At 61.1% G+C, this 17,877-nt stretch carries 17 protein-coding genes, 1 pseudogene and 1 other annotated feature; of the genes and pseudogenes, 11 read left to right on the forward strand and 7 right to left on the reverse strand.

Features of this window, described 5'->3' with window-relative positions; genetic code table 11:
- Positions 1-192: 192 nt before the first annotated feature.
- Positions 193-954 carry a YciK family oxidoreductase gene (locus tag ACJ8IN_RS00155; RefSeq protein WP_047567160.1) on the forward strand — a complete coding sequence of 254 codons (762 nt, stop codon included), beginning with the start codon at positions 193-195 and terminating at the stop codon, positions 952-954.
- A gap of 11 nt (positions 955-965) precedes the next feature.
- Entirely contained in the window at positions 966-1,556 is a 591-nt protein-coding gene (gene cobO / locus ACJ8IN_RS00160; protein ID WP_033647573.1) for a cob(I)yrinic acid a,c-diamide adenosyltransferase, read from the forward strand.
- A gap of 37 nt (positions 1,557-1,593) precedes the next feature.
- On the opposite strand, the gene rluB is transcribed toward cobO, so the two are convergent.
- From rluB to rnm, 5 genes are all read right to left on the reverse strand, one after another.
- Positions 1,594-2,499, reverse strand: coding sequence for a 23S rRNA pseudouridine(2605) synthase RluB (gene rluB, locus ACJ8IN_RS00165; protein WP_033647574.1), 906 nt, complete (start codon positions 2,497-2,499; stop codon positions 1,594-1,596).
- 163 nt (positions 2,500-2,662) lie between these two features.
- On the reverse strand, positions 2,663-3,460 hold the full coding sequence (locus ACJ8IN_RS00170) for an alpha/beta fold hydrolase (RefSeq protein WP_060421023.1): 798 nt from the start codon (positions 3,458-3,460) through the stop codon (positions 2,663-2,665).
- 148 nt (positions 3,461-3,608) lie between these two features.
- Complete coding sequence (locus tag ACJ8IN_RS00175; RefSeq protein WP_033634755.1) at positions 3,609-3,968, reverse strand: Rap1a/Tai family immunity protein; 360 nt, start codon at positions 3,966-3,968, stop codon at positions 3,609-3,611.
- Positions 3,969-4,083: 115 nt separating this feature from the next.
- Positions 4,084-4,704 (reverse strand): L-threonylcarbamoyladenylate synthase, encoded by a 621-nt coding sequence (locus ACJ8IN_RS00180; protein WP_033643268.1) that lies wholly within the window; start codon positions 4,702-4,704, stop codon positions 4,084-4,086.
- Positions 4,705-4,751: 47 nt separating this feature from the next.
- Positions 4,752-5,633, reverse strand: coding sequence for an RNase RNM (gene rnm, locus ACJ8IN_RS00185; RefSeq protein ID WP_033634757.1), 882 nt, complete (start codon positions 5,631-5,633; stop codon positions 4,752-4,754).
- Between the two features lie 253 nt (positions 5,634-5,886).
- Positions 5,887-5,990, forward strand: a sequence feature (Trp leader region).
- Between the two features lie 24 nt (positions 5,991-6,014).
- On the opposite strand from rnm, the gene ACJ8IN_RS00190 reads away from it, so the two are divergent.
- The 6 genes and pseudogenes from ACJ8IN_RS00190 (at position 6,015) to ACJ8IN_RS00215 (ending at position 13,108) form a co-directional block, all read left to right on the forward strand.
- Positions 6,015-7,577: an anthranilate synthase component 1 gene (locus ACJ8IN_RS00190; protein WP_060421026.1), complete on the forward strand. Its 1,563-nt coding sequence runs from the start codon at positions 6,015-6,017 to the stop codon at positions 7,575-7,577.
- Positions 7,577-9,173: pseudogene (gene trpD, locus ACJ8IN_RS00195) on the forward strand (bifunctional anthranilate synthase glutamate amidotransferase component TrpG/anthranilate phosphoribosyltransferase TrpD). The gene ACJ8IN_RS00190 and the pseudogene trpD overlap by 1 nt, the downstream one beginning before the upstream one ends.
- Positions 9,174-9,176: 3 nt before the next feature.
- Entirely contained in the window at positions 9,177-10,538 is a 1,362-nt protein-coding gene (gene trpCF, locus ACJ8IN_RS00200) for a bifunctional indole-3-glycerol-phosphate synthase TrpC/phosphoribosylanthranilate isomerase TrpF (RefSeq protein WP_080431997.1), read from the forward strand.
- Between the two features lie 41 nt (positions 10,539-10,579).
- Positions 10,580-11,770: a tryptophan synthase subunit beta gene (gene trpB / locus ACJ8IN_RS00205; protein WP_033634762.1), complete on the forward strand. Its 1,191-nt coding sequence runs from the start codon at positions 10,580-10,582 to the stop codon at positions 11,768-11,770.
- Positions 11,770-12,576, forward strand: coding sequence for a tryptophan synthase subunit alpha (gene trpA / locus ACJ8IN_RS00210; protein ID WP_060421034.1), 807 nt, complete (start codon positions 11,770-11,772; stop codon positions 12,574-12,576). The genes trpB and trpA overlap by 1 nt, the downstream gene beginning before the upstream one ends.
- A gap of 217 nt (positions 12,577-12,793) precedes the next feature.
- A complete protein-coding gene (locus ACJ8IN_RS00215) occupies positions 12,794-13,108 on the forward strand; it encodes a BON domain-containing protein (RefSeq protein ID WP_025303053.1) in 315 nt (104 codons plus the stop codon).
- 44 nt (positions 13,109-13,152) lie between these two features.
- On the opposite strand, the gene ompW is transcribed toward ACJ8IN_RS00215, so the two are convergent.
- On the reverse strand, positions 13,153-13,785 hold the full coding sequence (gene ompW / locus ACJ8IN_RS00220; protein WP_004932076.1) for an outer membrane protein OmpW: 633 nt from the start codon (positions 13,783-13,785) through the stop codon (positions 13,153-13,155).
- A 286-nt stretch (positions 13,786-14,071) separates the two neighbouring features.
- On the opposite strand from ompW, the gene ACJ8IN_RS00225 reads away from it, so the two are divergent.
- Both ACJ8IN_RS00225 and ACJ8IN_RS00230 read left to right on the forward strand, forming a co-directional pair.
- Positions 14,072-14,512: a YkgJ family cysteine cluster protein gene (locus ACJ8IN_RS00225; protein WP_033634766.1), complete on the forward strand. Its 441-nt coding sequence runs from the start codon at positions 14,072-14,074 to the stop codon at positions 14,510-14,512.
- Positions 14,513-14,546: 34 nt separating this feature from the next.
- Positions 14,547-15,299, forward strand: a complete 753-nt coding sequence (locus tag ACJ8IN_RS00230; protein ID WP_033647584.1) for a YciC family protein — start codon at positions 14,547-14,549, stop codon at positions 15,297-15,299.
- Between the two features lie 52 nt (positions 15,300-15,351).
- Here ACJ8IN_RS00230 and ACJ8IN_RS00235 read toward each other — a convergent pair whose 3' ends face one another.
- A complete protein-coding gene (locus ACJ8IN_RS00235; protein ID WP_103772335.1) occupies positions 15,352-17,055 on the reverse strand; it encodes a SulP family inorganic anion transporter in 1,704 nt (567 codons plus the stop codon).
- A 221-nt stretch (positions 17,056-17,276) separates the two neighbouring features.
- Here ACJ8IN_RS00235 and ACJ8IN_RS00240 point away from each other — a divergent pair, with 221 nt between their 5' ends.
- The gene (locus ACJ8IN_RS00240) at positions 17,277-17,816 is read left to right on the forward strand and encodes a septation protein A (protein WP_004932082.1); all 540 of its coding nucleotides are present in this window, start codon (positions 17,277-17,279) and stop codon (positions 17,814-17,816) included.
- Positions 17,817-17,877 lie beyond the last annotated feature (61 nt).

The raw sequence follows: 17,877 nt of genomic DNA on the forward strand, positions 1-17,877 counted from the left end.
GCCATTTCAGCCTGCTACGCATTGAAAATGCCGGCGGATTAAGGCATATAACACCCATTATTCATCAATATGATGAGACGCATTCGCTGCGCGGCCCGCAGACGGTCGAGCCTTCGCTCCCGCCCCGGCCGCGCGTTTCACTCTTGCTCCCCGATATCTGCGGGAGAACGGCCACCCAGGCGAGGATTTATCGTGCATTACCAACCCAAACAAGATCTGCTCGAACAACGTATCATTCTGGTCACCGGCGCCGGCGACGGCATCGGCCGCGAAGCGGCGCTGACCTACGCGCGCTTCGGTGCCCAGTTGGTGCTGCTGGGGCGCACCGAAAGCAAGCTGCTGGCGGTACAACAAGAGATCGCGGCCCAGGGCGGCGCCCCAGCGTTGGTGGTGACGCTGGACTTGCTGCACGCCACGCCGGAGCAATGCCGGCAGATAGCCGACGATCTGGCGCGCCAGATCCCCCGCCTTGACGGCGTGCTGCACAACGCCGGCCTGCTCGGCGACATCGCGCCGATGGCCGACCTGTCGATGACCATGTGGCAAGAGGTGATGCAGGTTAACGTCAACGCCACCTTTATGCTGACTCAGGCGCTGCTGCCGCTGCTGCTGAAATCCCACGCGGGTTCGCTGGTGTTCACCAGTTCCAGCGTCGGGCGCACCGGCCGCGCAGACTGGGGCGCCTATGCGGTGTCGAAGTTCGCCACCGAGGGCATGATGCAGGTGTTGGCCGACGAGTATAAAAACCGCAATTTGCGGGTGAACTGCATCAATCCGGGCGGCACCCGCACCAAAATGCGCGCATCTGCCTTCCCGCACGAAGACAAGAACAAGCTGAAAACCCCGGCCGATATCATGCCGCTGTATCTGTATCTGATGGGCGAAGACAGCCGCCGCAAAACCGGCATGAGCTTCGACGCCCAACCGAACCGTAAACCCGGCGCGGCCGAATAAGGAGCGTTTTCATGGCGGAAGATCGTCATCAACAGCGCCAGCAGCGCCTGAAAGAACAGGTCGATGCGCGCATCGCCGCGGCACAGGACACGCGCGGCCTGCTGCTGGTGTTTACCGGCAACGGCAAGGGTAAGACCACCGCCGCCTTCGGCACCGTCACCCGGGCGGTCGGCCACGGCATGCGCGCCGGGGTGATCCAGTTCATCAAGGGCGAATGGCCCAATGGCGAAAAGAATCTGCTGCAGCAACACGGCGTTGAATTTCAGGTGATGGCCACCGGCTTCACCTGGGAGACGCAGAACAAAGCCGGCGATACCGCCGCCTGCCAGGCGGTGTGGCAACACGGCAAACGCATGCTGGCCGACAGCAGCCTGGATCTGGTGCTGCTGGACGAAGTGACCTACATGCTGACCTACGGCTATCTGGAACTGGAAGAGCTGAAGGCCGCGTTGCTGGAGCGCCCTGCGCACCAAACGGTGATCCTGACCGGGCGCGGTTGCCATCGCGATCTGCTGGAACTGGCGGATACGGTCACGGAGATGCGGCCGGTGAAGCACGCGTTTGATGCGGGCGTGAAGGCGCAACAGGGGATCGATTGGTAACAAAAGTTCTGGCCCCGAACGGGGCCAGAATGAGAGATTAGCCGCGTTTGCTCGGCTTGCCCGGTTTACCCGGCTTGCTGCCTGGCGCACTGCGGCGGCCGCTGCCGGCCACCTGCGAATGGCGCTTGACCGCGCGGCGGATCTGGTTGGCCTTCACGCGGCGGCGCTCACGCTCCACCGGCATCTTGCTGACCGTTTCCGGCTTCAATTCCACCAGCTCGCGCAGGTAGTTGATCGCCGGCAGATCCAGCTCGGCCCAGCCGCCGCGCGGCAGGCCTTTCGGCAGATCGATGTCGCCATAGCGCACGCGGATCAGGCGGCTCACCTGCACGCCCACCGCTTCCCACAGGCGACGCACTTCACGGTTGCGGCCTTCGGTCAGGGTCACGTTGTACCACTGGTTGAGGCCTTCACCGCCCTGGAAGCTGATGGTGCGGAAGGCGGCCGGGCCGTCTTCCAGCTGCACGCCCTTGCTCAGCTGCTTCACTTTCGCATCGTCGACCTGGCCGAACACGCGTACCGCGTACTCGCGCTCCACTTCACGGCTCGGGTGCATCAGACGGTTGGCCAGTTCGCCATCGGTGGTGAACAGCAGCAGACCGGAGGTGTTGACGTCCAGGCGCCCTACCGCCACCCAGCGCGAACCGCGCAGCTTAGGCAGACGATCGAACACCGTCGGGCGGCCTTCAGGATCGCTGCGGGTACACAGCTCGCCTTCCGGTTTGTAGTAGGCCAGCACCCGGCAGACCACGTCTTCAGACTCTTTGATCGACAGGACATGACCGTCCAGGCGAATTTTCATCGCCGGCGTCACTTCAACGCGATCGCCCAGCTTGGCGACCTTGCCGTCGACGCTGACGCGCCCGGCTTCAATCATGGTTTCGATTTCACGACGCGAGCCATGCCCGGCGCGCGCTAAAACTTTCTGTAACTTTTCGCTCATTGAGCAACCTCTAATGTCGCCTTCACAGGCGTCGGGGGGATAACCGCCGCGGCCAACCGCCACAACGGTAACAATACATTTATCAGGATCGAACCGCGTATTATACAGGCTTTCTAAGGTGTTGAAACCCACTTTATCGGCGGCGACCTCCCTCGGGCGGCGTTTACGGCGCCAAAAAATCCTCCACCGCCCACAGCACCGCGTCGGGCCGTTCCAGAATGCCGAGGTGAGTGCGAGCCTCCCCCAAACGCACCACGGAGAAAAACGGCTGCTCGGCGGCAAATGCCTGCTGGTGCCGCAGATAGTCGTCGCGGCGATCCAGCGAGTAGATGTGCCGGCACGGCTGCGGCGCGCTCATTCCCGCCAGACGTTGCAGCGGCGAGCCGAATTGCCGGTAGGCCTGTTCGATGGCCACGCCGGCGGCACGCCAGAGCCGGTAATCTTCTTGTGCCATCTCGACCTCCAGATGGCGTTTGACCCGTTCGTGGCGGATGCCGCCCTGCCAGAAGGCGAACAAGGCGTCGCGCGCCGCCAGCCACTGCTGCGGCTGCTGCATGCGGCTCACCGCCGTAAAGAACGCCGGTTCCGGCTGCGTCATGATCCAATCGAGAAACACCATGCCCCGCACCCGCTGCGGCAACGCTTCGGCCAACGCCACCGCCAGCCAGCTGGCGTGCGCCACCGACAGAGTCACCACGTTGTCCAAACGCAGCGCCGTCAGTAGCTGACGCACATCTTCCAGCAAATCGTCCGCCGCGAGCGACATCTCCGCCGTTTTTGACGACAGGCCGTGGCCGCGCCAGTCGATGCTGATCACCCGATAACGTTCTGCCGCCAGGGCGATGAAGGGATCGAACACGGTTTTCGGCTCGCACCAGCCGGGCAGCAGCACCAGTGTGAGCGGCCCTGAGCCGATATCCTGATAATCGAGAGCGATGTTGGCGCTGTGAAATGTGGTCATATAACCTCCTGCGCGTCTCTCCCCGACCCGTTCGGGGGATGCCGACGATGCTAAGGTGACAGCGCCGCGGAGATTGATCTATTGAAGTTCGTGCGGAAAGTATGAGAGCGCACCTTATGAAAAAATGCGCACTAAATGGAATGCAAATTTAATGGCGCACGCAGGGATAGGCGGCGCTTAACGCCAGCATGATCACCGAAGGCGCAGAGTAATGCAACTGCTCGGGATGCTCGTTCAAATAGCGCATCACCGCATCGGCGGCCGTGCCGATACTCATCCCGGCTTCCGGGCAAATATTGCGGTTGCCCTGCATCGAATAAGTATCGAATACGCCGGCGACGTATCCCATAAACATGCCGCCGTTAAGCGCTTCGGCAACGGTGGCCTCACCGTTTTTATTTTTTACGTAACCGCCGGATTCCGCCAGCAAGGAACTGCCCGAATAAAAACCCGCATTTGCCATCGAGGAAAATAATAAGGCCGCTAAAAAAGAAACCCGTTTAATCATTGGTGCGCATCCTGCCCATTATCAATTCTGAAGTAGTCAAGAATAGCTGCTTTCACCCGAAATAGCGTCGCTTCAGCCGATTTTCAGACAATGGGCAAGTCGGCGACGGTTTACATCAGCGGAAAGGCGCCGCGTCGCCCGCCCCTTCACGCACCACTTCCGGCGAGGATTCGGTCAGATCGATAACCGTAGTCGGCTGTTGACCGAGGAAACCGCCGTGGATCACCAGATCGACCACCTTGCCCAGGTGATCGCTGATCTCTTCCGGATCCGATTCGGCAAAATCATTGCCCGGCAGCATCAGGGTGGTGGACATCATTGGTTCGTTCAGCGCCTCCAGCAGCGCCAGCGCGATCGGGTTCGACGGCACGCGCAGGCCGATGGTTTTACGCTTTTCATTCATCAGGCGGCGCGGCACTTCCTTGGTCGCTTTCAGAATGAAGGTGTAGTTACCCGGCGTATTGTTTTTGATCAGGCGAAACGCCGTATTATCGACGTGCGCATAGGTCGACAACTCGGACAAATCGCGGCACATCAGGGTAAAGTTGTGGTTGCCGTCCAACTGGCGGATGCGGCAAATGCGCTCCATCGCCGCCTTCTCTTCCAGCATGCAACCCAGCGCATAGCCGGAATCGGTGGGATAAACGATCACCCCGCCCTTGCGCAACACCTCGACCGCCTGGTTAATCAAACGCGGCTGCGGGTTGTCCGGGTGAATATAAAAAAGCTGACTCATGACTTGCTCCTAAAATGATGCCCGCGCGCGTTGCTACGCGCGTAAAATCAGACCGCCTCGCCAGGCTGCGGCCAATCGCGCCACACCGGCTCGACGCCGCCCGGCAGCCACAGTTTGCGGCCCAATTCGATCCACGAACAAGGCTGATGAAAATCAGAGCCTTGCGAGGCCAACAGGCGGTAGTCCTGGGCGTATTTCGCCAATTGCGAGCGCTCATGCGGCGCCTGCTGACACTGCGCCACTTCCATGGCGTCGCCGCCGTGTTCGGCGAAATGCGCCAGCAAACGTTTCAACCACTTCGCGGTCAGATCGTAACGGCCGGGATGCGCCATCACCGCCTGGCCGCCCGATTGATGAATCGCATCAATGGCTTGTTCTATTGTACACCACTGCGGCGGCACGTAGCCGGTTTTGCCCTTGGCCAGGTATTTCTTGAACACCTGCGCCATGTTGTCCGCCACGCCAATCTCCACCAGATAACGGGCGAAATGGCCGCGGGTCACCGCGCCGGCACCCGCCAGCCGCTGGGCGCCGGCATAGGCGTCGGGAATGCGCGCCTTACCCAGACGCACGCCGATCTCCTGCGCACGCCGATTGCGCCGTTCGGTTTGTTCCGCCAACAGCGCCACCAGCGCCGGGTGCGCGACGTCCATGCCCAATCCAACGATATGGATCTCATGATTTTCCCACAGCGTCGAGATTTCCACCCCGTTGACCAGCCGCAGTGGTAACGCCTGCTCCGCAATGGCGGCGGCGGCCTCGGCCAGGCCTGCGGTGGTGTCGTGATCGGTGATCGCCAGCACGCCCACGCGCATCTCGACCGCCCGCTGCACCAGCTGCGTCGGCGTCAGGTAGCCATCGGAGGCGGTTGTGTGGCTGTGGAGGTCGTACAGAGTAAAGGCGGTGGATGGGGGGTTACTGTCTGTCAAAACGGCTATCCGGCAATGGCTTGGTTTTCTATCATACCCGCGATCGGCGGCCGGACGGAAATCTATTCTGCCCCGGCCGCGGACGCCAGGCGGAATGATGAATAGAATTCACGCTGACCGCTAAAACATTGTGCAAAAAGAGGGTTGACTTTGCCCTCTCGAACCAGTTAACTAGTACACAAGTTCACGGCAACGGCCGTGTCGGATGAGCGTTAACAGAGAGAGTCTACAAATGAACAACTACATTTCTCTTCACGGTTGGTGGCGTACCTCCCTCTTGCGGGCGGTGTAATCGCGCATAGCTGTCATCTGACAATGCAGATTTCCTGAGCCCGCACCTGATGCGGGCTTTTTTATGGACAGAATTCACTGGAACCACCGATGATGAACATCAAACCACAAATGACATTGCTGAAGGCGCAAGCCAGCTACCGGGGCGATCCCACCACCATTTTCCACCAGCTGTGCGGTGCCCGTCCGGCCACCCTGCTGCTGGAATCGGCGGAAATCAACAGCAAACAGAATCTGCAGAGCCTGCTGGTGATCGACAGCGCGCTGCGCATTACCGCACTGGGCCACACCGTCAGCGTGCAGGCGCTGAGCGCCAACGGCGCGGCGCTGCTGCCGCTGCTGGACGAAGCGCTGCCGCCCGAGGTGCGCAATCAGGCGCGCCCCAACGGCCGCGAGCTGAGCTTCCCGGCGATCGACGCGGTGCAGGACGAAGACGCCCGCCTGCGTTCACTGTCGGTGTTCGACGCGCTGCGCACGCTGCTGACCCTGGTGGACTCCCCGGCGGACGAGCGCGAAGCCGTGATGCTGGGCGGCCTGTTCGCCTACGATTTGGTCGCCGGTTTCGAAGACCTGCCGGCGCTGCGCCAGGATCAGCGCTGCCCGGACTTCTGCTTCTATCTGGCGGAAACCCTGCTGGTGCTGGATCACCAACGCGGTACGGCCCGTCTGCAGGCCAGCGTCTTCAGTGAGCAGGCGAGTGAAGCGCAGCGTTTGCAGCAACGCCTCGAACAGCTGCAGGCCGAATTGCAACAAACCCCGCAGCCGATCCCGCACCAAACGCTGGAGAACATGCAGCTGAGCTGCAACCAGAGCGACGAAGAGTACGGCGCGGTGGTCAGCGGGCTGCAGGAAGCGATCCGCCAGGGCGAGATTTTCCAGGTGGTGCCGTCGCGCCGCTTCTCCCTGCCGTGCCCGGCGCCGCTGGCGGCCTATCAGACCTTGAAAGACAACAACCCCAGCCCGTACATGTTCTTCATGCAGGATGATGACTTCACCCTGTTCGGCGCTTCGCCGGAGAGCGCGCTGAAATACGACGCGAGCAATCGGCAAATCGAAATCTACCCGATCGCCGGCACCCGCCCGCGCGGCCGGAGTAAGGACGGTTCGCTGGATCTGGATCTCGACAGCCGCATCGAGCTGGAAATGCGCACCGACCACAAAGAGCTGGCCGAGCACCTGATGCTGGTCGATCTGGCGCGCAACGATCTGGCACGCATCTGCCAGGCCGGCAGCCGCTACGTCGCCGATCTGACCAAGGTGGATCGCTATTCGTTCGTCATGCACCTGGTTTCCCGGGTGGTGGGCACCCTGCGCGCCGATCTCGACGTGCTGCACGCCTACCAGGCCTGCATGAACATGGGCACCCTGAGCGGAGCGCCGAAGGTGCGGGCGATGCAGCTGATCGCCGCCTCCGAAGGCACGCGCCGCGGCAGCTACGGCGGCGCGGTAGGCTACTTCACCGCCACCGGCGATCTGGATACCTGCATCGTCATTCGTTCCGCCTACGTTGAAGACGGCATCGCCACCGTGCAGGCCGGCGCCGGCGTGGTGCTGGATTCCGTCCCGCAGGCGGAAGCCGACGAGACCCGCAACAAAGCCCGTGCCGTGCTGCGTGCCATCGCCACAGCGCACCATGCCAAGGAGGTGTTCTGATGGCCGATATTCTGCTGCTCGACAACGTCGATTCCTTTACCTACAACCTGGTCGATCAGCTGCGCGCCAGCGGCCACCAGGTGGTGATTTACCGTAACCAGATCGCCGCCGAGGTGATCATCGAACGCCTGGAGCACATGACCCAGCCGGTGCTGATGCTGTCGCCCGGCCCCGGCACCCCGTCCGAAGCGGGCTGCATGCCGGAACTGCTGCAGCGCCTGCGCGGCCGGCTGCCGATCATCGGCATCTGCCTCGGCCACCAGGCGATCGTCGAAGCCTACGGCGGCCAGGTCGGCCAGGCGGGCGAGATCCTGCACGGCAAGGCCTCGGCGATCGTTCACGATGGCGCAGGCATGTTCGCCGGCATGGCCAACCCGCTGCCGGTAGCACGCTACCACTCGCTGGTCGGCAGCAATATCCCGGCCGATCTCACCGTCAACGCCCGGTTCGGCGAGATGGTGATGGCGGTGCGCGACGATCATCGCCGCGTGTGCGGCTTCCAGTTCCACCCGGAATCGATTCTGACCACCCACGGCGCGCGCCTGCTTGAGCAGACCCTGGCCTGGGCGCTGGCGAAGTAATATAAGGAACACGACGATGCAACCTATTCTTGAGAAACTGTACCGCGCCGAGTCGATGAGCCAGCAGGAAAGCCAACAGCTGTTCAGCGCCATCGTGCGCGGCGAATTGGAGCCGAGCCAACTGGCGGCGGCGTTGATCAGCATGAAAGTCCGCGGCGAGCGCCCGGAAGAGATCGCCGGCGCCGCCAAAGCGCTGCTGGACGACGCTCAGCCGTTCCCGCGCCCTGACTACCCGTTCGCCGATATCGTCGGCACCGGCGGCGACGGCACCAACAGCATCAATATTTCCACCGCCAGCGCCTTCGTGGCGGCGGCGTGCGGCGCGAAGATCGCCAAACACGGCAACCGCAGCGTCTCCAGCCGCTCCGGCTCTTCGGATCTGCTGGCGGCATTCGGCATCCGCCTGGATCTGCCGGCGGAAGAAGCGCGCAAGGCACTGGACGATCTCGGCGTGTGTTTCCTGTTCGCGCCGCAGTACCACACCGGTTTTCGTCACGCCATGCCGGTACGCCAGCAGCTGAAAACCCGCACGCTGTTCAACGTGCTGGGCCCGCTGATCAACCCGGCGCGTCCGCCGCTGGCGCTGATCGGCGTTTACAGCCCGGAACTGGTGCTGCCGATCGCCGAAACCCTGCGCGTGCTGGGTTATCAGCGTGCGGCGGTGGTGCACGGCGGCGGCATGGACGAGGTGGCGATCCACGCCCCGACGCACGTGGCGGAATTGAACAACGGCGAAATCAGCAGCTACCAGCTCACGCCGCAGTCCTTCGGATTGGAAACCTATCCGCTGGAAGCCTTGCTGGGCGGCACGCCGGAAGAAAACCGTGACATTTTGGCGCGGCTGTTACAAGGTAAAGGCGAGCCGGCGCACGCCGCGGCGGTCGCGGCCAACGTCGCGTTGCTTCTGAAGTTATTCGGACATGAAGACCTGCGCCAAAATGCGCGGCAGGCACTGGATATGATCAACAGCGGGCAGGCCTATGAGCGTGTCATCGCACTGGCGGCAAGAGGATAAATGATGCAGGAAACCGTGCTACACAAGATTGTCCGCGACAAAGCGCAATGGATCGCGGCGCGACAACAGCAACAGCCCCTGGCCGGCTTTCAGAACGACATCGTACCGAGCGAACGCAGCTTCTATCACGCGCTGCAGGGCACCCGGACGGCTTTCATTCTCGAATGCAAGAAGGCCTCGCCTTCCAAGGGACTGATTCGCGAGAACTTTGATCCGGTAGAGATCGCCACGGTGTATAAAGATTTCGCCTCGGCGATCTCGGTGCTGACCGACGAGAAATACTTCCAGGGCAGCTTCGATTTCCTGCCGCTGGTCAGTAAAACCGTCAGCCAACCGGTATTGTGCAAAGACTTTATCATCGATCCCTATCAGATTTACCTGGCGCGCTACTATCAGGCAGACGCCATCCTGCTGATGCTGTCGGTGTTGACCGACGAGCAGTACCGCCAGCTGGCGGCGGTGGCCCACAGCCTGAACATGGGCGTGCTGACCGAAGTGATCAGTGAAGAAGAGCTGCAGCGCGCGATCGCGCTGGAAGCGCGCGTGGTCGGCATCAACAACCGCGATCTGCGCGATCTGAGCATCGATCTGAACCGCACCCGTCAGCTGGCGCCGCGCGTGCCGCACGGCGTGACGGTGATCAGCGAATCGGGCATCAACAACTACGGGCAGATCCGCGAGCTGAGCCATTACGCCAACGGCTTCCTGATCGGCAGCGCGCTGATGTCGGAACCCGATCTGCGCGCCGCCGTGCGCCGCGTGATCCTGGGCGACAACAAAGTGTGCGGCCTGACCCGTCCGCAGGACGCCGCCGCCGCCTATCAGGCCGGCGCCATCTACGGTGGGCTGATTTTCGTCGGCCGCTCGCCGCGCTATGTGGACATCACCCGCGCCCGCGAAGTGATCTCCGGCGCGCCGCTGAAGTACGTCGGCGTGTTCTGCGACGCCCAGGTCGATACCGTGGCGCTGACCGTTGAGCGCCTCGGTCTGCACGCGGTGCAATTGCACGGCGCGGAAGACCAGGCCTATATCAACGCCCTGCGCGCCCGCTTGCCGGCCGAGTGCCGCATCTGGAAAGCGCTGAGCGTGAAAGATCGGGTGCCGGCGCGCGATCTGCAGCATGTGGATCGCTATCTGCTCGACAACGGCGCCGGCGGCACCGGCCAACGCTTCGACTGGTCGGTATTACAAGGTGAAGATCTGACTAACGTGATGCTGGCGGGCGGCCTGCGCGCCGACAACTGCGTCGAGGCGGCCAAGCTCGGCTGCGCCGGGCTGGACTTCAACTCCGGCGTGGAAAGCGAACCGGGCATCAAAGATCCCGCGCGCCTGGCCTCGGTCTTCCAGACCCTGCGCGCCTACTGAATACGGCTCAACATTAATAACGGATAATAACGGGAACTCTCATGACGCTGCTTAACCCCTACTTCGGCGAATTTGGTGGCCAATACGTGCCGCAAATTCTGATGCCGGCCCTGAAACAACTGGAAGAAGCCTTTGTCAGCGCCCAGCGCGATCCGGCATTCCAGGCGGAATTTATCGATCTGCTGAAGAACTACGCGGGCCGCCCGACGGCGCTGACGCTGTGTAAAAACCTCACCGCCGGCAGCAACACCAAGCTGTACCTGAAGCGTGAAGACCTGCTGCACGGCGGCGCGCACAAGACCAACCAGGTGCTGGGCCAGGCGTTGCTGGCCAAGCGTATGGGCAAAACCGAGATCATCGCGGAAACCGGCGCCGGCCAACACGGCGTCGCGTCGGCGTTGGCCTGCGCGCTGCTCGGCCTGAAATGCCGTATCTATATGGGCGCCAAAGACGTCGAGCGCCAGTCGCCTAACGTGTTCCGCATGCGGCTGATGGGCGCGGAAGTGATCCCGGTGCACAGCGGCTCCGCCACCCTGAAAGACGCCTGCAATGAAGCGCTGCGCGATTGGTCCGGCAGCTATGAAACCGCGCACTATATGCTCGGCACCGCCGCCGGCCCGCATCCGTACCCTACCATCGTGCGTGAATTCCAGCGCATGATCGGCGAAGAAACCAAAGCGCAGGTGCTGGAGCGCGAAGGCCGCCTGCCGGATGCGGTCATCGCCTGCGTCGGCGGCGGCTCCAACGCCATCGGCATGTTCGCCGATTTTATCGATGACGCCGACGTTGGGCTGATCGGCGTGGAACCTGCCGGCCTGGGCATCGAAACCGGCCAGCACGGCGCGCCGCTCAAGCACGGCCACGTCGGCATCTACTTCGGCATGAAGGCGCCGATGATGCAGACCGCCGAAGGCCAGATTGAAGAATCCTATTCAATTTCCGCCGGGCTGGACTTCCCGTCCGTCGGGCCGCAGCACGCCTACCTGAACAGCACCGGCCGCGCCGAATACGTGTCGATCACCGACGACGAAGCGCTGGAAGCGTTCAAGGCGCTGTCGCGCCATGAAGGCATCATCCCGGCGCTGGAATCCTCGCACGCCCTGGCGCACGCGCTGAAAATGATCCGTGAAACGCCGCAGAAAGAGCAGATCCTGGTGGTCAACCTGTCCGGCCGCGGCGACAAAGACATATTTACCGTTCACGACATTTTGAAAGCACGGGGAGAAATCTGATGGAACGTTATCAGCAACTGTTCACGCGTCTGGAAAGCAGCAAGGAAGGCGCCTTCGTCCCGTTCGTGACGCTGGGCGATCCTAATCCGGCGCTGTCGCTGCAGATTATCGACACCCTGATCGAAGCCGGCGCGGACGCGCTGGAGCTGGGCATCCCGTTCTCCGATCCGCTGGCGGATGGCCCCACCATCCAGAGCGCGACGCTGCGCGCCTTCGCCGCCGGCGTCACGCCGACCCAGTGCTTCGAGATGCTGGCGGCCATCCGCCAGAAGCACCCGACCATTCCCATCGGCCTGCTGATGTACGCCAACCTGGTGTTCCATAAAGGCATCGATGCGTTTTACCAACGCTGTGCCGAAGTGGGCGTGGACTCGGTGCTGGTCGCCGACGTGCCGTTTGAAGAGTCTGCGTCGTTCCGCGCCGCCGCCGCGCGCCACGGCATCGCGCCGATCTTCATCTGCCCGCCGAACGCCGATGACGATCTGCTGCGGGAAATCGCGTCGCACGGCCGCGGCTACACCTATCTGCTGTCGCGTGCCGGCGTCACCGGCACCGAAAGCCGGGCGCAGCTGCCGTTGCATCACCTGGTGAACAAGCTGCGCGAGTACCACGCCGCGCCGCCGCTGCAGGGCTTCGGCATCTCCGAACCCGAGCAGGTGAAGGCCGCGCTGCAGGCCGGGGCCGCCGGCGCGATCTCCGGCTCGGCAATCGTCAAAATCATCGAACAGCACCATGCCAACCCGGCGGAGATGCTGACCAAGCTGGCGGCCTTCGTCAGCAATATGAAGCGCGCCACCCGGGCGTGATCCTCTTCAGCGAGCGCCCTGCCGGCGCTCGCTTTAACAGCTTGTTTCCCCTCAAAGTTTGTTCCATTTATTTACAGCAAAAATTTGAACAAACCCAGGTCTTGTCTCACAATGAACTTTGTTCGCTATGCATTTCTTCGTTTGATTTGGGGAATGCGCCCGCTGCGGCGAAAAACCGTAGCGAATTTCAACCATAACATTGCATGGAGAGTAATTTATGAAGCTGTTTAAAACCCTTTCGGCCTTGTGCATGGCAGCCGTTGTGGCGGTCGCGGTGAGCGCTTGCGCGCCGACGGCAAAATCAGAGGGAACGGGCGGTTATATCGATGACACGGTGGTCACCACCAAAGTGAAATCGGCACTGCTGGCGGATAAAAACATCAAGTCACGCGAAATCAGCGTGGAAACCTTTAAAGGGCGCGTACAGCTGAGCGGCTTCGTGACGTCCAGCGATGACGCCAACCGTGCGGTGCAGGTCACACGCGGCGTGGCCGGCGTGAAATCGGTTGAAAACGTAATGCAGATTAAATAATACCGACACAGGGAGGCGCAACGCCTCCCTGCTTGGAGCCTTCATCAGAAGCGGTACCCCGCCCCGAACATGAACACCCACGGATCCAAACGCGTATCGAAGCTGTGGTGCCCGCCATTCGCATCGTTGAAGCGAGTTTTGGTTTCGATATTCATCCACCACACCGACATGTTCAGCATCCAGTGCTCATCCAGGTTGTAATCCAGGCCGGCCTGCGCCGCCACACCCCAGGAATCTTTCAGATCGAGATTGCTCAACCCGGCGCTTTTGCCGTAGTCGTTGAACTTCTCATCGAAGAAAGTGGTGTAGTTAACGCCGACGCCCAGGTAAGGACGCAGTTTGTCCTGCTTGTCGCCGAAGTAGTATTGCGCCATCAGCGTAGGCGGCAACTGGTGAACGGTCGCCAGATCGGTGCCGCCCAGCGTCACCTTGTGGCGGAATGGCGTTGCGGCCAACAACTCAACGCCGATGTTGTCCGTCACCATGTAACCGAAGGTTAGACCGAGCTGGGTGTTGTTTTTCGCATCCAGCGAACCCAACCCCAGCACGTTGTCCGAACCCGCATTTGGACGCACCGTCGCGGTGCCCGCGCGGAACAGGAAATCACCGGCCTGATGCGCACTTGCCAACATAGGCGCCATCATCGTCGCCAATACCATCAGAGTTGTCTTTTTCATTATCCATTCCATTTGTGTGGTTAATCTCTCGGGATGGAATATACCTACTTTCGGGTATTTGTGATCCCATCGAGATCACATCTTATGTGTAAAAATTTAAAATCCTACTAAAAACAAGGTTACCTAACCGCCTAATAAATCAAGGATTGATCTGCATCAAAAAATCGATTTTGTTGCAAATTATCTACATGTTCAAATTTCGGTTGCGGAGAAAATTGCGGCTGAGGTAATTTCATTTTCCGTGTTGGTTTTGGTTGGTGCCGTGAGGAGTCGGCGGGCAATCAAGATGAGCGAAATCCTTAATCCCTGTGTCAGCTGCGGCGCATGCTGCGGTTATTTTCGAGTGTCATTCTATTGGGCCGAAGCCGAAGACGGCGGCGGCACCGTCCCTCTTTCCCTGACGGAGCCTTTGACCCCGTTCCTGCGCTGCATGCAGGGGACCAACAGCAAGTCCCCCCGCTGCAACGCGCTGGACGGCGAGATCGGCAAAGCCGTGTCCTGCTCGATCTACCTCAATCGGCCCAGCCCGTGCAGAGAGTTCGATCAGTCCGGTGAAAACGGCCTGCGCAACGAAGCCTGCGATCGCGCCCGGGAACGCTACGGCCTGCCGCCCTTGCCGGTGCCCCTGCCGCTGTCGCTGCCTGAGACGACGATCGTTGAAGAAATAGGCGTAGTGCAATTCGCGGGGTGCCACAGCGGCGTGGAACAGGGTACAATCACCCACTGATTTATCTCTGTTTTCCCGACGCCAAGGAGTCTGCATGTCTATCACGGCCAACGCTTTGTACCGTGACAGTTTTAACTTTTTACGCAACCAACTGGCCAGCATCCTGATGCTGGCGTTGTTGACGGCGTTTATCTCCGTGCTGCTGAATCAGGCCTTCAGCCCCGATGCCGAACAGTTGGCGACGCTCGCTGCCACCACCAGCGATTTCGCTTCGTCTACCGGTATGGGCATTCAGGAAGTGATCCAGCAGATGACGCCGGAACAGCAGATGGTGTTGCTGAAAGTGTCGGCGGCCGCCACCTTCTCCGCGCTGGTCGGCAACGTGCTGCTGGTCGGCGGGATGTTGACGCTGATTCGTCTGGTGTCGCAAGGGCAACGCACCAGCGCCCTGCGCGCGCTCGGCGCCTCGGCGCCCGACTTGCCGCGCCTGCTGCTGCTGCTGTTTATCTGCACCCTGCTGATCCAGCTTGGCCTGACGCTGTTTGTGGTGCCGGGCGTGCTGATGGCGATCGCCTTCGCGCTGGCGCCGGTGATCGCCTCGGTCGACAAGAAAGGCGTGTTCGCTTCGCTCAAGCTGAGCAGCAAACTGGCCTTCGCCAATGCGCGCGTGATCGTGCCGGCGATGATGCTGTGGCTGGCGGCCAAACTGCTGGTGCTGTTTTTGGTGAGCCATCTGTCGGTGCTGACGCCGAACGTCGCCAGCGTGGTGTTGACCGCGTTGAGCAACCTGGTGTCTGCCCTGCTGCTGATCTACCTGTTCCGCCTGTATATGCTGCTGCGCGGCTAACGCCGGCGTCAGCGAAAATCAAGGGGCACGCTTCGGCGCGCCCCTTTTTTGTTTACCCCATCACGGCGGTTTCCGCCTGCTCCTTACTCTGAATCAGCTTCAGCGCCAGATACAGATCCGGCACCAAAATCAGCTCTTTGTCGCGCCCTAAGCGGTTGATGCGGAACCAACGCGTCAGTTCGGTGCGACGCCCCGCCAGCACCAGCCTAACGTTACGCTGTAACAGATCGCGTTTCAGTTCGTCGATGGCCGCCAACACGCTGATATCGGCATGGGTAAAACTGGCCACCGCGTCCACCACCACCCAACGCGGCTGGAACGGCGTGCCGTCGACCAAATTGAGAATGCGGCGTTTGAAGTACGCCACGTTGAAATAGGTCAGGGGCGAATTGAAACGATACATCATGACGCCGGGCACCGCCTTCACCCCATTGTTGTTGCCCATGGAGTGGATCATGCCTTCGTCGTTGACGCCCAGCAGCTGTTCCGTCGGCCGGAAGACGGTGCGCAGAAACTGCATCAACCCCAGCAACACCGCCAGCCCGATGCCGCTGATCACCCCCACCAGCAGCACGCTGAGGAAGGTAAACAGCGCCAGGCGGAACGCCTGCACGTTGCGACGGCGCAAGATCCAGATGCCGCGGATGTCCAGCAATGACCAGGCCGCATACATCAGCACCACCCCCAATCCCGCCACCGGAATAAACTGCAGCGGCGACATCAGGAACAGCAAGACGAAGGCGATTACCGCGGCGGCGATGATCGACACCAGCTGGCTCTTGCCGCCGTTGGCGTCATTCACCGCGGTGCGCGAGTCTGCGCCGCTGATGGCGAAACCTTGCGACAGCGCAGAGACGATATTCACCAGCCCCAGCGCGCGAAACTCGGCGTCGGCGTTCACCTCATAACCGTTTTTGGCGGCAAAGCTGCGGGCGGTGAGCATCATGCTGACAAAACTCACCACCGCCAGGTTGAGCGCCGGGATCACCATGTCGCGCAGTAAACCGGGCTGGAAATCCGGCCACTGGACGATCGGCAACACGCCGCTGAAACCGCCCACCGTCACCACGCCATGCTGTTGCAGGCCGCCCGCCCAGGTCACGAACGCCGCCAGCACGATGGCGAACAGCGGCGCCGGCCAGTTAGGCCGCCATTTTTTAAATCCGAGCAGCGTCACCAGCGTCAATAACGACACCGCCATCGTCAGCCAGTCGCTGTGCAGCAGGTTGCCGGGCAGCGCGTAGATGCGCTCGATCAGCTGCGCCGGGCGCACCGTGAACCCCAACACCTTGCCGATCTGATCGACCATAATGGTGATCGCCACCCCGTTCAGCAACCCGCTGAGGATCGGCCGCGACAGCAGATCCGCCAGCGCCCCCAGCTTGAACCGGCTGGCCAGCAGGCACCAGCCGCCCATCATGGCGGTCATCATGATGGTCAGTTGCCAATGGCGCTCCATATTGCCCGCCGCCAGCGGCGTCACCACCGCGGCGATCACCGCACAGGTGGCGGCGTCGGGCCCGACGATCAGCTGGCGTGACGATCCGAACAGCGCATAGGCCACCATCGGCAAAATACAGGAATAGAGCCCCACCACCGGGCTGACCCCGGCCAGTTCGGCATAGGCGATGGCCACCGGCAAGGCGACGGCGGCGACGGAAAGGCCGGCGCGAATATCCGGCTTGAGCCAACTGCGTTGATAGCCCAATAAATGCGTCAAACCCGGCGTCAGGGCCTGGAGAGATTTCCACTGCATGCTGTTTTCCGCGGTAAATTATCTGGTTATTATGCTACTTACTATGCGGCCTGCGGCACGCGCTGGCAATGCGCCCGCGCTTTCTCGCGTAAGTTTATGCAAATTCCTGCTTTCGCGGCAGAAATCCGCCGGCCAAACGCCGATAATCGGCAGCGCCCGGCGGTACACAGAGCTCGCCGAATCCGGTATAGTCGGCCGATGAACAGATGATGGATTGATTTATGAAGCAGTTTCTTGATTTCCTCCCGTTAATTGTCTTTTTCGCTTTTTACAAGCTGTACGATATTTACGTCGCTTCCGGCGCGTTGATCGTCGCTACCGCACTGGCGCTGGTGTTCACCTGGGTTAAATACCGCAAGGTCGAGAAGATGACGTTGATCACCTTCCTGATGGTGCTGGTGTTCGGCACCCTGACGCTGGTGTTCCACAACGATTTGTTCATCAAATGGAAGGTCACGGTGATTTACGCGCTGTTCGCGCTGGCGCTGCTGATCAGCCAATGGGTGCTCAAAAAACCGCTGGTTCAGCGCATGCTGGGCAAAGAGCTGACGCTGCCGGACAAAGTGTGGAGCAACCTTAACCTGGCCTGGGCGGTCTTTTTCCTGGCCTGCGGCCTGGCGAACATCTATGTCGCCTTCTGGCTGCCGCAAAGCGTCTGGGTCAATTTCAAAGTCTTTGGCCTGACGGTGCTGACGCTGGTCTTCACCCTCCTCAGCGGTATCTATATTTACCGGCACATGCCGGAAGAACAGAAAAAATAGTTACAAAATTGTTAATGCCTGCGGCGCTTGTCGCGGGCAGTATGATGTTATTTCCTCCTTT

The organism is Serratia sp. CY31944 (genome assembly GCF_052169175.1).
GTDB lineage: Bacteria > Pseudomonadota > Gammaproteobacteria > Enterobacterales > Enterobacteriaceae > Serratia > Serratia sarumanii.

Coding starts and splice junctions, on each gene's coding strand:
- ACJ8IN_RS00215 (WP_025303053.1), top strand. CDS start 12,794: ATGAAGCTGTTTAAAACCCTTTCGGCCTTGTGCATGGCAGCCGTTGTG.
- trpB (WP_033634762.1), top strand. CDS start 10,580: ATGACGCTGCTTAACCCCTACTTCGGCGAATTTGGTGGCCAATACGTG.
- ACJ8IN_RS00240 (WP_004932082.1), top strand. CDS start 17,277: ATGAAGCAGTTTCTTGATTTCCTCCCGTTAATTGTCTTTTTCGCTTTT.
- trpCF (WP_080431997.1), top strand. CDS start 9,177: ATGCAGGAAACCGTGCTACACAAGATTGTCCGCGACAAAGCGCAATGG.
- rluB (WP_033647574.1), bottom strand. CDS start 2,499: ATGAGCGAAAAGTTACAGAAAGTTTTAGCGCGCGCCGGGCATGGCTCG.
- ACJ8IN_RS00190 (WP_060421026.1), top strand. CDS start 6,015: ATGATGAACATCAAACCACAAATGACATTGCTGAAGGCGCAAGCCAGC.
- ACJ8IN_RS00175 (WP_033634755.1), bottom strand. CDS start 3,968: ATGATTAAACGGGTTTCTTTTTTAGCGGCCTTATTATTTTCCTCGATG.
- ACJ8IN_RS00230 (WP_033647584.1), top strand. CDS start 14,547: ATGTCTATCACGGCCAACGCTTTGTACCGTGACAGTTTTAACTTTTTA.
- ACJ8IN_RS00180 (WP_033643268.1), bottom strand. CDS start 4,704: ATGAGTCAGCTTTTTTATATTCACCCGGACAACCCGCAGCCGCGTTTG.
- ACJ8IN_RS00170 (WP_060421023.1), bottom strand. CDS start 3,460: ATGACCACATTTCACAGCGCCAACATCGCTCTCGATTATCAGGATATC.
- trpA (WP_060421034.1), top strand. CDS start 11,770: ATGGAACGTTATCAGCAACTGTTCACGCGTCTGGAAAGCAGCAAGGAA.
- ACJ8IN_RS00235 (WP_103772335.1), bottom strand. CDS start 17,055: ATGCAGTGGAAATCTCTCCAGGCCCTGACGCCGGGTTTGACGCATTTA.
- ACJ8IN_RS00225 (WP_033634766.1), top strand. CDS start 14,072: ATGAGCGAAATCCTTAATCCCTGTGTCAGCTGCGGCGCATGCTGCGGT.
- cobO (WP_033647573.1), top strand. CDS start 966: ATGGCGGAAGATCGTCATCAACAGCGCCAGCAGCGCCTGAAAGAACAG.
- ompW (WP_004932076.1), bottom strand. CDS start 13,785: ATGAAAAAGACAACTCTGATGGTATTGGCGACGATGATGGCGCCTATG.